The organism is Ornithinimicrobium murale (genome assembly GCF_003352835.1).
GTDB lineage: Bacteria > Actinomycetota > Actinomycetes > Actinomycetales > Dermatophilaceae > Ornithinicoccus > Ornithinicoccus muralis.
The window spans coordinates 1-13276 of record NZ_QLVD01000007.1 but is presented as its reverse complement, the minus strand read 5'-3'; the positions used below and the strand labels follow the sequence as shown (position 1 = coordinate 13276).

The 13276-nt window shown below is 68.3% G+C and carries 9 protein-coding genes and 1 pseudogene; 3 read left to right on the top strand and 7 right to left on the bottom strand.

Features of this window, described 5'->3' with window-relative positions; all coding sequences use genetic code 11:
• The first annotated feature begins 1 nt into the window (after window position 1).
• A complete protein-coding gene (locus DPQ65_RS02595; RefSeq protein ID WP_114905829.1) occupies window positions 2–1105 on the top strand; it encodes a zinc-binding dehydrogenase in 1104 nt (367 codons plus the stop codon).
• 1136 nt (window positions 1106–2241) lie between these two features.
• Window positions 2242–3498: pseudogene (locus tag DPQ65_RS02585) on the top strand (IS256 family transposase).
• Between the two features lie 648 nt (window positions 3499–4146).
• Here the strand turns inward: DPQ65_RS02585 and DPQ65_RS02580 are convergent.
• From DPQ65_RS02580 to DPQ65_RS02550, 7 genes are all read right to left on the bottom strand, one after another.
• On the bottom strand, window positions 4147–5115 hold the full coding sequence (locus DPQ65_RS02580) for an RDD family protein (RefSeq protein WP_114905827.1): 969 nt from the start codon (window positions 5113–5115) through the stop codon (window positions 4147–4149).
• A gap of 107 nt (window positions 5116–5222) precedes the next feature.
• Window positions 5223–5765 (bottom strand): cupin domain-containing protein, encoded by a 543-nt coding sequence (locus DPQ65_RS02575; protein WP_114905868.1) that lies wholly within the window; start codon window positions 5763–5765, stop codon window positions 5223–5225.
• A 32-nt stretch (window positions 5766–5797) separates the two neighbouring features.
• Window positions 5798–7405 carry a DUF885 domain-containing protein gene (locus DPQ65_RS02570; protein WP_114905826.1) on the bottom strand — a complete coding sequence of 536 codons (1608 nt, stop codon included), beginning with the start codon at window positions 7403–7405 and terminating at the stop codon, window positions 5798–5800.
• Window positions 7405–9060, bottom strand: a complete 1656-nt coding sequence (locus DPQ65_RS02565) for a DUF885 domain-containing protein (RefSeq protein ID WP_114905825.1) — start codon at window positions 9058–9060, stop codon at window positions 7405–7407. The genes DPQ65_RS02570 and DPQ65_RS02565 overlap by 1 nt, the downstream gene beginning before the upstream one ends.
• 6 nt (window positions 9061–9066) lie before the next feature.
• The gene (locus DPQ65_RS02560; protein ID WP_238146637.1) at window positions 9067–10158 is read right to left on the bottom strand and encodes an LLM class flavin-dependent oxidoreductase; all 1092 of its coding nucleotides are present in this window, start codon (window positions 10156–10158) and stop codon (window positions 9067–9069) included.
• Complete coding sequence (locus DPQ65_RS02555; protein ID WP_114905824.1) at window positions 10155–10505, bottom strand: TIGR04076 family protein; 351 nt, start codon at window positions 10503–10505, stop codon at window positions 10155–10157. Before DPQ65_RS02555 ends, DPQ65_RS02560 begins: the two co-directional genes overlap by 4 nt.
• The gene (locus tag DPQ65_RS02550; RefSeq protein ID WP_238146636.1) at window positions 10502–11773 is read right to left on the bottom strand and encodes a metal-dependent hydrolase family protein; all 1272 of its coding nucleotides are present in this window, start codon (window positions 11771–11773) and stop codon (window positions 10502–10504) included. The genes DPQ65_RS02555 and DPQ65_RS02550 overlap by 4 nt, the downstream gene beginning before the upstream one ends.
• 120 nt (window positions 11774–11893) lie before the next feature.
• On the opposite strand from DPQ65_RS02550, the gene DPQ65_RS02545 reads away from it, so the two are divergent.
• Window positions 11894–13276 (top strand): ABC transporter substrate-binding protein (locus DPQ65_RS02545; protein ID WP_162801973.1); only part of this gene is annotated, 1383 nt, incomplete at its 3' end.

Sequence of the window (13276 nt, the reverse complement as noted above, 5' to 3'; positions counted from 1 at the left end):
AATGACCTCGAAAAGGGCTGCTGTCCTGACAGGGTTCAACGAGCCGATTGAGATTCTAGACGTGCCGGGTAGTGACCTTGTCCCGGGCGCGGTCCTAGTGGATATCGAGTATGGGGGGGTGTGTGGCACGGACGTCCACCTGCATCAGGGCAGACTCCCCGTCCCAACACCGCTCATCCTGGGTCACGAGGCCGTAGGCCGTGTCGCCGAATTGGGGGAAGGAGTGACCACGGATGCTTTGGGCCAGACACTTGCCGAGGGGGACACCGTCACCTGGGCGTCCAGCATCCCCTGTCGGACCTGCTACTACTGCGTGATCGAGAAGGAGTTCTCGCTCTGCGAGAAGCGTGTGGTCTACGGAATCAACCAAACTGTTTCGAGCCCACCCCACTTGTCTGGCGGCTGGGCGGAGCAGATCTACCTTCGGCCCGGCTCGACAATTGTCCGGCTTCCATCCGGGGTGAGTTCCCTCCAAGCAGTGTCCCTGGGGTGCGCGGGACCAACCGTCGCTCACGCGCTTCTCCGCATCGCCCCTCCACGAATAGGCGAGTTCGTGGTGGTTCAGGGGAGCGGGCCTGTCGGTATGGCCGCAGCGATGTACGCACGTCTGGCGGGGGCGGGCACGGTGGTGATGATCGGCGGGCCTGCGTCCCGTCTGGCGCTGGCCGAAGCCCTGGGAATCTGCGACCTGACGGTCGACATCGACGAGAACCCCCGGGCTGTGGACCGGTTGGACGAGGTTTTGGGGCATACTCCGGGTCGTCGCGGTGCCGACCTTGTGATCGAGGCTGCCGGTGTTCCTGTTGCCGTCGCGGAAGGAATCGACCTGTGTAAGCGCAATGGTCGATACCTAGTGGTGGGACAATACACCGACCACGGGACTACCCCGATCAACCCCCACCTGATTACCAAGAAGCAACTCCAGGTCATGGGGTCATGGGCCTTCGGGGCAGAGGACTTCATCGCCTACGTCCAGACGTTGCCGTCACTGGTGAGTCGTTTCAACACTGTGGACCTCGTGAGCGAATACCGGCTTGAAGAGGTGAACGTGGCCCTTCAAGACATGCGGACGGGAAGAGCGATGAAGCCAGTGCTCGTCCCATGATCGTGTCAGAAGGTGGCGCACGTATTGCCGGCGGCTTGGAGCGCGGACTGGTCGCTGGCTTCCTCGCGATCACCTGCCCAGGTTGGGTCGCAAGACCGCACAGATGACGGCCCTCTTCGCTGCGCTCGTTTCTGCTGTACCTGCACGACGCGGGTCCACTTGCCGTGGACCTGGCGGTCGCTGTCCCGTCGTTCGCGTACCGCAGGCAGTCCGGCCTGTCGCAGCCGTCGACACCGCCGCAGGTGCAATCCGTGGTCGGCGCGTTCGACCCTGCCCGGCGGGTCGGCAGGTGAGACCTGGACGTCATCGCCTGTCTGCTGCGTCTGGTCTGCGCTGCGACGAGGTCGCCGTGCTACGGCTCGATGACACGGACTGGCAGGCGGGACGTCCGGGTTCACGGCAAAGGAAACCGGGTCGACCGCTGCCAGTGCCGACCGATTTGGGACAGGCCATCGTCGCTACCTGCGCCCAGGAGGACCACCCGATCGCAAAGCTAAGCGTGTGGGTTTCTCACCGCGGTCGCACCGTTAACCGCCCGTTAACCGCGCTGACCCGTAGCAGCGTTGTTGGTCTCAACTCACCCTGGCACCGCAGGACATGGACCAGCGCCGCGTCCAGACGGCGGCATGGTCGCTTGTGGTCAACGAGACGGCCGACCAGACCCGGTTCATCACCGCCAATGACTCCCCAAGTTGGAGCACCACGCCGGGCATGGGGGCGGCCACATCTGCAGGAGCGCCACAATCATACCGTGGGGATCTTGACCATGAGTCGATCCACATCCGCGGGATCAACGCGGATGATGCGTGGGCCGCTGCGGAACGCAGGCAAACGTCCCACTGCAATGCGTCGCCGCAACGTACGCACGCTGATGCCCGTACGCTCGGCCGCCGCGCTGAGCGACTCGAACTGCCTTGTTTGGCCTCTTTGTGTCTTCGGTTGTGCCGTCATGCCACCTAAAGCCCAGGTACGGAGCCTCAGAGACTCACCTGACAACGCACGCACGCCTTGAGGGAGTGGAGTCCAGCAGAGTGGTGTACGACGACCCCGGTGAGCGTGTCCTGCTGAGGTAGGCGCGGCCACCGCGTGATCCTTCGAGTGAACCTTCCAAAGCACTCTCGAAGAGGAGCACCACGATGACCGCTGGACCCAGTATCGACCCTGAGGCGTTCTTGCACGAGCAGCTGGCCCAGGCCAGTCCTGACCTGATGCGGCAGATGCTGGCGACCTTCATCAACACGTTGCTGTCCGCCGAAGCTGACAGTGTGTGCGGCGCCGACTACGGGGCCCGCACGGCTGAGCGGACCAACCGGCGCAACGGGTACCGCCACCGGGACCTGGACACCCGGGTCGGGACCGTGGACGTCGCGGTCCCCAAGCTGCGCGAGGGCAGCTACTTCCCCGACTGGCTGCTGGAACGGCGCCGCCGTGCCGAGGCGGCGCTGACGACCGTGGTGGCCACCTGCTACCTGCTCGGGGTGTCCACGAGGCGGATGGACAAGCTGGTCACCGCCCTGGGTATCAGCGGGCTGTCCAAGTCCTAGGTCTCGGTGATGGCGACCGAGCTGGACGAGCACGTGGAGTCTTTCCGCACCCGTCCGCTGGACGCCGGCCCGTACACGTTCGTGGCCGTCGACGCCCTGGTGCTGAAGGTCCGCGAGGGCGGGCGGGTGGTCAAGGTCTGCGCCCTGGTCGCGACCGGCGTTAACGTCGAGGGCTACCGGGAGATCCTGGGCATCCAGGTCGCCACCGGGGAGACCACGGCCTCCTGGCTGGCGTTCTTCCGCGACCTGGTGGCCCGCGGGCTTACCGCGGCCGGCCCGGTAGGGCTGGTCACCTCCGACGCCCACGCCGGCCTGGTGGAGGCCATCGGGGCCACCCTGACCGGCACGGCATGGCAGCGGTGCCGTACGCACTACGCCGCCAACCTCATGAGCCAGACCCCCAAGTCCAGCTGGCCCTGGGTCAAGGCCATGCTGCACTCCATCTACGACCAGCCCGACGCCACCTCGGTGCACGCCCAGTTCGACCGGGTCGTCGAAGGGCTGACCGAGAAGCTACCCGCCGTCGCCGCCCACCTCGAGGACGCCCGAGCCGACATCCTGGCCTTCACCGCCTTCCCCAAGGAGGTCTGGCGCCAGGCCTGGTCCAACAACCCCCAGGAACGCCTCAACCGGGAGATCCGCAGGCGCACCGACGTCGTCGGGATCTTCCCCCACCGCGAGTCCATCATCCGCCTCGTCGGCGCCGTCCTGGCCGAGCAACACGACGCCTGGGCCGAGCAACGCCGCTACATCGGCATCGACACCCTCACCCGCTGCCGAGCAGCCCTCACCCCGACCCCCACCAACCACCAGGAGCTACCTGCTACCGTCCCAGCACTGACGACCTGAAAACCCCTACCGAGGGATCACCGTCATACACCACTCCACCGGACTTGACACGTCGGTCGAGTCCGATGGAGTGGTGTATGACGGCGATGCCCCGCGGTCAGTGGAGACTCGCTGTGTGGCGAACTGGGGTGAGGCTCGCCCGCCGGATAGCGAGTGGTTGGTTTCATACTCGCCCGGTGAGTTGTGCTCGAGGTCTCAGTGCAGATGGTCGGCGACGACACGAAGCTCGGACATGAGTTCGGTGTAATCCTTGCACTCGGAGCGGCCACGTGTGATGCAGGCGCCAAGCTGTGCGGCCGGCCAGCGTGAGTTCACAATCGCTTGAACGGAAGTATGCGTGCCGTGACGGTGGTGGGGGAGTGTGTGGTCTGCCGTTACAGTTCCCAGACCAACGGTGCACTGACAGCGCGCAGGAGTGTGCAGAAGTTGGCTAGGAGCCTGTCACAGAACTGGCACAGCGTCCATTGAGAACGCATCGGTGCAGGTCACAGCGTTATAGGTGCGGTTCCCGCCACCTCCACCACACGCGGTGGGCACGTCACACTGGGTGCATGAGAACCCCGGACCTGCACGACCATGCGGGGCCGGGGTTTTCCTTTCACGGCTGCGGCTGGTGATCCGATCCAATGGCGTTGCGCAGCGCGCTGGTCACGTCCCGCCCGGCCCCGGTGGGATCCGCCGGAACGACTCGACCACGCCGCGCAGCCCGTCCTTGCGGTAGACCTCCCTCAGGTGGCGCGTTGTCGCGGTGGCAGCGGACGTGGCATCCTCCCGGGAGCGCAGGCCCTGCGCCATCGCGGAACGCACACGGGGGTCGTGCTCGGCGCTGCGCACCGCCCCCTGGACACGCGGCGTCCGGGCCGCCTCCTGGAGCTTGTGGAGGTAGTCGTCGGCGTGGCCGGTGTGGTATTCGATCTGATGCTCGGCCTCCTGCTTGAGCTCCTGCCACTCGAAGCCGACGACCCGGGTGCCGGTGACCAGCCCGTGCAGGCCCACCCCACCGGCCAGCCAGGCAATGAGCAGGACGACCGACAGTGCGATGAACAACTCCGCCAGGTCGACGGCGCCGGGCACCGCCAGGGCTGCGGCGACCACCATCCCGGCCGCCAGGGTCGGGGGGCCAACGACGAGGGCAGCGCGCAACCCCATCCGCAGCGGGCGCTCGATCCAGGACCGGCGGGCCCGGAGTTCTGGGGCGATCGTCGGCTCGAGGCCGCCGTGATGCCGCGTCACCCGCACCCGGGTGATCGCCTTGCCGATGCTGCTGCCGGTCAATGTGTGACTGAGCCAGTCATAGGCCCAGATGACCAGCCCCAGCAGGTAGGTCGTGCTCAGTGCCACCGGCTGGAGCCGCTCCACAGCGGCTCCGACCGATCCACCGGCGGCGGTGCCGGCGTCCCACTCGGCGAAGAAGTCCCTGAAGGAGTCGAAGCCGCCGAGCAAGAGTGCGTCGGCAGCCTGGTTGACGGTGAAGGGCAGCACGATGAGGCAGGCCAGCACGAAGGCGATGGCAGAGTCAATGGCGCGAGCGATCATCCGGCGCACGAGCAAGGGCGGAAAGGTCCGTGTGGTGTCCGGGATACTGGTCATGTCCACGATCACGGTCACCTCGCTCACTTCGCCAGGTCCAGTCTATGACCCTCTCCCCGGCGGGGTCATGACCGACCACCGGCGGGGGAGTGGCCGACCACCGGCGGACCCTCACTGGCCGAGGTCGGACCAGCTCAGGGGGTGGGTGGGGTCACCGACAGGATCATCTCGGCCTGGCCCGCCGAGTCGTTGATGTAGCGGTGGGGCAGTTGTGAGTCGAACGTCAGAGCGTGACCCGCGCTCAGCACACGGCGCTCACCGGACAGCTCCACCGTGACCTCGCCGGCGATGACGTAGGCGCACTCGGTGGACTGGTGGGCCCACCCTTCGGCCGAACTCTGGTCCCCTGGTGCCATCACGACGTGGAGCACCTCCAGGTCGCCCCGCCCCGGGGTGACCCGGTCGTAGGCGAAGTTGCCGGTCGGTGCGGTGAGGTGCACGCGCTCGCCCGGAACGCTCAGATGCACCAGGGGCGCGTCGGGGTCGCCGAAGAGCGTGGCGATGGAGGTGTCGAAGACATTGGCCAATTTGCGCAGAGTGGCCAGTGACGGGTCGGTGGTCGCGTTCTCGAGCTGGCTCAGTAGTGCGGGTGACACGCCCGCCTCGGCGGCCAGGCCCCGCAGCGAGTAGCCGTGCTTGCGACGCAACTCTGCCAGTCGGGTGCCGAGCGTGCTCATGGAGCCGGCCCTCTCTTCGGTCGTGTCACTGGTCATCGAGCGTGAGCAGCCAGCGCCAGCACGTTGTCACGGATCAGTGCGTGCGGCACGCTGCCGAATCCCATGATGGCATCGTGCAGCCCGCGTAGCGGCTGGGTTGACCCGCCGGCGCGTTCCCAGTCGGCGCGGAGTCGATGGAACTCCTCGCGGCCCAGGGCATAGGCGGAGGGGTAGGACGGGTTGTCGTGGCGGATGTAGCGGCGGACCTCGCCCTCGGCGATGTGGCGGCCCAGCGACGCCTCACTCATCAGGTAGTCAACCGCCTCCTGCTGGCTCAGCGTGCCGGTGTGCAGTCCCACGTCCACCACGACTCGCGCTGACCGCCACAGTGAGTTGCGCAGCGCATACAGCACCAACCCAGGGGTTTCCATGTAGCCGGTCTCCCGCATCAGGTCCTCGACGTACAGGCCCCACCCCTCGACGAACAGAGCCGAGAAGAAGGTGCGCCGGATAGAGGTGTTGCCCTCGGTCGCCTGCTTGTGGTGCACGCGCTGCAGGTGGTGTCCGGGGTAGGTCTCGTGGCCGGCGATCGTCGTGATCAGCGCGTGGCAGCTCTCCGCGAGGTGGTCGGCGTCGGGAGAGCCGTCGTCGAGGATGCGGATGGGGGTGATCCGCAGCGCGCTCGACAGGCTGGGCCCCCACGCTGGTGCCAGGTCCATGAACCCCATTGGCATCGTGGGGCGCAGGAACTCTGGCACCACGTCGATGCGGCAGTCCTCATCCGGGGGGATCGTGGCGAGGTCGTGTTCGAGGGTGTGCGCGCGAGATCGTTCCATGGCCGCTCGGTAGGTGTCCAGCACCTCCTCCGGTGCCGGATGGTCGCTCCGGACATCCTGGATCTGTTGCTGCCAGTCTCGACCGGGGTCGGTCTGCGCGGCGTGAGCCCGCAACCGCTCCTGGTCCGTCCGCACCTGCTGACGTCCCCAGTCCGCAAGCTCGTCCACGCGGGTATCGACCAGGAAGTACTCGTTCAGGCAGTGCTCCAGGTAGTCCCGGCCCGCTGCCCAGCTCCCAGCGGCACGCCCCTGCAGGTCCTCCAGGACGGCGGCAAAGCCGACGACGGCGTCGCGGGGTGCCGCCCCTGCGCCGGCCTGGTCGAGCAGGTCCTGCAGCCCGGTGAGGGCTGAGCGTGCAGCCTCGACGTATGCCGAGGGGGTCGCTCTCGAATCCAGGCTCCGTCCCGCGCTGGCCAGGTAGTCAGGAAGGGCCGTCAGGCAGGTGGCGAGCAGGTCGTGGCCCGCTTCACCTGGCGTCTGCAGCGCCTTCTGCAGGGCGTTGCCGGCTTCCTCGACATACAGGTAGGGGACCCGGGCCCAGGGGCGCAGCTCCTCAAGCTCTCGCAACCGGTGTGTGGCGTCGATGCGGGACGTGGCCAGGTCGAGGCGATCGTCCGCGGTCGTGGCTCCGACCTCGTCAAACTCGCGCAGGAACACGCGCAGCTGCTCTGCCCGGTCGGTCGCAGCGTCGACGTCCCGGCTCGGCAACTGACCGTCCCAGAGACCCTTGGCCACCGAGGCTGGTGACAGCGGCTCCGTCTCATGGACCCAGGTGGCGTAGCGCTCCAGCACCGGGTGTGAACCCACGGTCTCGGGGGTGGGCATCAGCGCACCGCCCTCTCGGCCAACATCTGTCGGAGCGGGTCCAGTCCCATCGGCCCGAGCTGCAGCGCAGCCATGTGGAATGCCTTCTCGTCGTAGGCGGTTCCCGCTGTGGTGCGCGCAGAGGCCAGTGCCTGCTCCCACAGCCGAGCTCCGACGCAGAAGGCCAGTGCCTGACCGGGCCAGCCGAGATAGCGGTCGACCTCGAAGACGGCCGTGTGCCGGTCCATGCCCGCCACCTCGACCAGCACGTCCTGGCCGACCTCGCGGGTCCAGCGGGTCGCAGTGGTGACCCCGTTGCCCGCCGGGACCGGCAGGTCCAGGTGCAGGCCGAGGTCGACGACGATCCGGGCGGCCCGCCACCGCTGGGCGAGCAGCACGCTCAGGCGCTCGGCGTCGTCGTGCACCAGACCCCAGGATTCGGCCCGGCCCTCGGTGTAGTGGGCCCAGCCCTCGGCATACCCGTGAATGTGGCACAGGTAGCGCTGCCACGGGTGCAGATGCTCCTGGGTCATGGTGATCGCATACTGCAGGTGATGGCCGGGCACCCCCTCGTGGTGCACGGTGCTGACCTCGCGCCAGACCGGCGCGGTGTCGGCCCCCGGCGGGGTGGACCAGTAGACCCGTCCGGGCCGGGTCAGGCCCACATCCGGCGGTGAGTAGTAGATGACGCCCGAGCCCGGTGTGGCCAGCCGCCCCTCGCACTGGTGCACCGCAGGCGGCATGTCGAAAACCGTGCCGTCCAGGGTCCTGATGCTGGCACTGATCCGGTCCTCGATCCAGGTGACCAGTTCAGGGCCTACCGGCAGCCGTTGGCCGGGGCGGTCGTCCAGCACCTCCATCGCGGCGGCCGGCCCGTCGTCGCTGATCCGCCGGGTGAGCCGGTCGACCTCGGTGGTGAGGGCGGCGAGCCGGTCCCAGCCGTACTGGTAGGTCTCCTCGAGGTCGATCTGGGCACCGAGGAAGGCACTGGAGGTGACGCGGTAGAGATTATGGCCGACACCGTCCTGGTCGGACCCACGGGCGGCGTGTTCGGTCTCCAGCCAGCGGGCCAGCTCCAGTGTCGCGGCGGCAGCGGCGGCACCGGCCCGCGTCAGAGCCTCCGAACTGGAGCTCATGCCGCCGACCAGCCGGCGAAAGTAGCCGTTCTCGGGGTCTCCCCAGCCACGGGCTTGCTCCGCCACCAGCCTGGCCTGCCGGGACGGTGCCACGAAGCCCTGGTCGGCCGCGGCCGTGAGGGTCTGCCGATACTGCTCCAGTGCCGTCGGCACCTGTTCCAGGTTGCGGAGCAGCCGGCCCGTCTCGTCGGCATCACGACTCGGGAGGTTGTCGAAGATCTGCTTGACCCGGTGAATCGGGGTGGCCAGAGGGGCCAGGAGCCGCGTGGTGAAGCCCGACTCGGCCAGCGCGATGTCGTTGGTCAGTCGCTCGGTCAGCGCGACCCGGAGGACCTGCTCATCTGGGTCGGTTTCGGTGGCTTCGCCCAGAGCCGCGAGCGTGCGGCGCGCTATCGCGAGCTGCTCCGCGAACGTCTCAGGCGACAGGTCTGGGACCACGAGGTCGGCCTGCTGACCGAGTGCCTCGGCTGCGGAAGGGTCGAGGGCGGCGAGCGAGGCGACGTAGTCGTCGGCGACGGCGGTGACGGTGCGGTGAGTCATGGATCCTCAGGGGGTGTCGGCGGTCAGTCGGTCGGCCGTGGAGCCTGTGGTGGGGGAGTCCCTGTGTGTGGAGAGCGCGGTGGTGCCGCGGAGCAAGGGGAGCACCCGGGCGCCGAGCAGGTCGATACCCGTGCCGGGGTCGAGCCCGTGCGGGGTCCCGAACTCCACCCGGGTCGCGCCAGCCTCGAACAGACCGGAGGCCTGGGCTGCCACCTGTTCGGGGGTGCCGGCGAAGGCGAACCGGTCCAGCAGGTCGTCCGACAGCAGCGCGCCGGCGTCCTGGTCTCGGTCCTCGGCCAGGAGGATGCGCAACTCGGCGAGCAGTTCTGGGTCGACGGCCACGGTGGGGTCCAGTGCTGCGACGACGTCCAGATACATCGCGACCTCGGTGCGGGCCCTGTCACGGGCAGCCTCGCCGTCCGTGTCCACCACGGTCACCGCTCCAGCCACCAGACCCAGCTCGGCCGGGTCGCGCCCGAGCTCCCGACAGCGCTCGGCCAGCCAGCTGGACATCAGCCGCACCATGTCGGGGTTGGCGGTGCCGCCGATCTTGACCTCGTCAGCGATCTCGGCCGCCAGCGCGGCTCCCCGGGGGCCCCACACCCCGAGCAGCACGTCGATCCGAGGCCGCAGCGGTGTGTAGCGCAGACGAAAGCCCGGCTCGATCCGGTAGGCAGCGCCTGTGTACCCGCTCGTGTCCCCGGAGAGCAGCCGATGGACTATTGCCACGGTGTCCCGCAGGGCAGCCAGTGGCCGGTCCTGTGGCACGGCCAGGTCGGAGAGCCATGAGCCACGGGTGAGGCCGAGATAGGCGCGTCCGCCGCTGGCCTCGTCCAGGGCGGCGATCTGTCCGGCGACCTCCACCGGGTGTGTGGTGAAGGGGTTGAGGCAGGCCGGCCCGAGCCTCAGCCGGTCGGAGTGGGCTGCGGTGGTCATCAGGGCCGGCATCGGCGGCTGGTAGCCCAGGTCCCCGTAGATCGACAGGCCGTCGAAGCCCCAGTGCTCGATCCGGCGGGCGAGCTCCGCGTAGGCGGGGGTCGACTTGTCCGACTGCAGCGCCAGGGACACTGCCCGGCCGGTGGGCTGCCCGGTGCTCACGTCAGGTCCTCTGTCGGGATGCTCCGGTGACCGGTGCGCTCGATCCGCATGATCAGGCGCTCCTCGGGGTCAGGGCAGGCGACCTCGGAGTCGCGCGCCATCCAGTCGCCTTCGGGCAAGGGACGCTGCTTCGCCGGCAGGAGTGGCAGCACGGCGGCCATCGCGTAGAGGCAGAAGTGCTGCCCCTCCGGGACGCGCACCCGGTTGGACTCCGTGACCTCGAAGTAGTCTCCCGGCTGCAGGCCGCACACCGAGCGGCCTTCGATGCGGTCCACGAGGATCCGAAGGTCGTGCAGTCGGGTGATGGCTCCGTCCTCCGCGTCGCAGGGCCGGGCGTCGTCGCTCACCGCGACTCCTCTCTCGTCCAGTGGCCCCGGTCGTCGCGCACCGCGCGACCCCCCTGGACCACTGCGTGCAGGGTGCGAAGTGCCGAGACGTCGACGACGGGGTCGGCATCCAGCACGATCAGGTCACCGGCGGCGCCGGGCTCCAGTGTGCCGACCTGCCCCGAGGCACCGAGCCACTCGGCCGCTCGGCTGGTCGCGGCGCGGAGCACGTCGGAGGGGGGCATGCCGGCCTCGGCCATGTACTCCATCTCACGCACGGTGGCGGTGGTGCCCTCGAAGGGTGCGTCCGGCGGCATGTCGCTGCCCATCACGATCCGCACACCGGCGGCGATGGCGTGCTGCAGGCTCTCCCAGTGTCGGGGGCCGGCGCCCAGCGCTCGCTCCATCATCCAGGCGGGCACCTGGTGCTCCTCGAAGAACTCCCGGCACCGACTGACCGTGATGGTCGGCACGTACCACGTCCCGCGCCGCGCCATCTCGGTCGCGACCTCCGGGGTGAGTTGGTAGCCGTGTTCAATGCCGTCCACGCCGAGCTCGATCACCCGCTCGATCACGTCGGCCGGTCCGGCATGGGCGGTGACGCTGCGGCCCCAGTCGTGGGCGACGGTCACGACGGCGGAGAGCTCGTCGTCCGTGAGCTGCGGGGTCTCGATCGCCTCGTGCTCACCGGCCAGTCCACCGGAGACGCACACCTTGATCAGGTCGGCCCCCGCACGCAGTTGCTCGCGTGTGGCGCGGCGGAAGCCGTCGGCGCCGTCGGCCTCCAGCCCGTCGGAGTCGTGCCCATGACCTCCCGTGCAGCACAGCGCGTGGCCTGCCGTGAACAGCCGCGGTCCTGGCACCGTGCCGGCCCGGATCGCGCGGCGGAGAGTGAAGTCGGTGTAGCCGGTCTCGCCGACCAGCCGCGCGGTGGTGATGCCAGCATGCAGGGCGCGCCGCGCGCTGCCGGCCATCTGCAGGGCCCGTGCGGCAGGGTCGGTGCGGTCCGATGCCGCGGTCATGGCCCCGGGCAGGGCAAGGCCCAGGTGAACGTGCATGTTGACCAGACCCGGCGCCACGTAGCCGCCGGCGAGGTCCACCACGTTGACTGGCTGCGGGGTGGCTCCCGCAGCGTCCAGCACGGCCTGCCGATCGCCGACCTGGGCCACCGTTCCGTCGGAGCGCAGCCAGATGGCCTGGTCACCGACCGAGCCCTCGCCTGTCCCGTCGAAGGCCGAGCAGTTCATGAGCACCTGGTCAGTCGGGGCGTGCTGCCCCCTCCGATCCATCACCACCGGTTGACCTCATTCCTTTCGTAGCGAAGCGCATCCCCGAAAACTGGCGTGTGTACACTCTAACTGAACGACACTCGTTGGGACTAAACACTTCGGTCACTTGCAGGAGGAACCGTGAAGATCAGGCGCACGACTATGGCGATTGTGGCCGCGGGAGCCCTGGTGCTGTCCGCTTGCACGTCCGGCACCGAAGACGAGGAGTCGACGCAGGAGGACACCCAGAGCGACGAGGGTGCTGACGAGTCGGCGGCCCCTGGGGAGGACGACAGCGAGGCGACCTCTGATGGCGAGGCGGCCTCTGGTGATAGTGCCAAGCCCGACCTGGGTGACATCACCACCACGCAGGACAACATCTCCTTCTCGGTCGGCGCCGACGAGTGGGTGGGGCTGAACGCCAATACGCCGGAGACGAACTCGGTCTACAACCAGGCGGTTTCGGGGCGTCTGGGTTCCAGCTTCTGGTACTACGGCACCGATGGCACGATCTACCCGGACACCGACTTCGGTTCCTATGAGGTCACCAGCGAGGACCCGCTGACGGTTGAGTACACGATCTCGGATGAGGCTGTCTGGGAGGACGGCACGCCGATCACGTACAACGACTTCCTGTTCGACTGGGCCTCCAACAACCCGCCGTCGATCTATGGTGAGCCCCCGGCCGCGGACGACCCGGCCGCCGAGGACTTTGTCCCGGCGTTCAACTCGGTCGCCACCGACTGGGGTCTGTACGTGCCTGATGGTCCGGAGGGTGAGCTGGACGGTAAGACGTTCACGCTGACCTACCCCGAGCCCTACCCGGACTATGAGCTGTTGGTCGGCGGTGCGCTGCCAGCGCACGTTGCTGCCGAGCAGAGCGGGATGACCTCCGAGGAGCTCGTCACCGCCATCGAGGAGGGTGACGTCGACGCGATCGCGCCGGCCGCGGAGTTCTGGAACACCGGGTGGCTGTCGCCGGAGAAGACGCTGCCGGATCCCTCGATCGCGCTGTCCAGCGGCCCGTACAGTATCGACCCGGCCACCGGCGCGGAGTGGAGTGTGGGTGAGTACATCACCATCGGCCCGAACGAGAGCTACTGGGGTCCGCCGCCGGCCACGTCGAACCTGACCTTCCGGTTCGCGGCTCCGGAGACCCACGTTCAGGCGCTGAGCAATGGTGACCTGAACATCATCGAGCCGCAGGCCACGGTGGACACCGTGCAGCAGATCGAGGCGCTGGGCGACTCGGTCGAGCTGATCCGTGGTGACACGATGACCTTCGAGCACCTGGACTTCAACTTCGCCGAGGGCAGCCCGTGGCACGAGGACGAGGGTGGCCTGGCCGCTCGCGAGGCCTTTGCCCACTGTGTCCCGCGCCAGCAGATCGTGGACAACCTGATCAAGCCGATCAGTGATGACGCGGTGGTCATGAACTCCCGTGAGGTCTTCCCGTTCCAGGAGGGCTATGAGGAGCACGTCGACGCGATCTATGACGGTCGTTACGACACGGTGGACCTGGAG

What these genes read in the sequence shown, in the direction of transcription:
- DPQ65_RS02595 (WP_114905829.1), top strand. Translation starts at nt 2, where the DNA reads ATGACCTCGAAAAGGGCTGCTGTCCTGACAGGGTTCAACGAGCCGATT.
- DPQ65_RS02575 (WP_114905868.1), bottom strand. Translation starts at nt 5,765, where the DNA reads ATGAGCACGCTCGGCACCCGACTGGCAGAGTTGCGTCGCAAGCACGGC.
- DPQ65_RS02570 (WP_114905826.1), bottom strand. Translation starts at nt 7,405, where the DNA reads ATGCCCACCCCCGAGACCGTGGGTTCACACCCGGTGCTGGAGCGCTAC.
- DPQ65_RS02565 (WP_114905825.1), bottom strand. Translation starts at nt 9,060, where the DNA reads ATGACTCACCGCACCGTCACCGCCGTCGCCGACGACTACGTCGCCTCG.
- DPQ65_RS02550 (WP_238146636.1), bottom strand. Translation starts at nt 11,773, where the DNA reads ATGGATCGGAGGGGGCAGCACGCCCCGACTGACCAGGTGCTCATGAAC.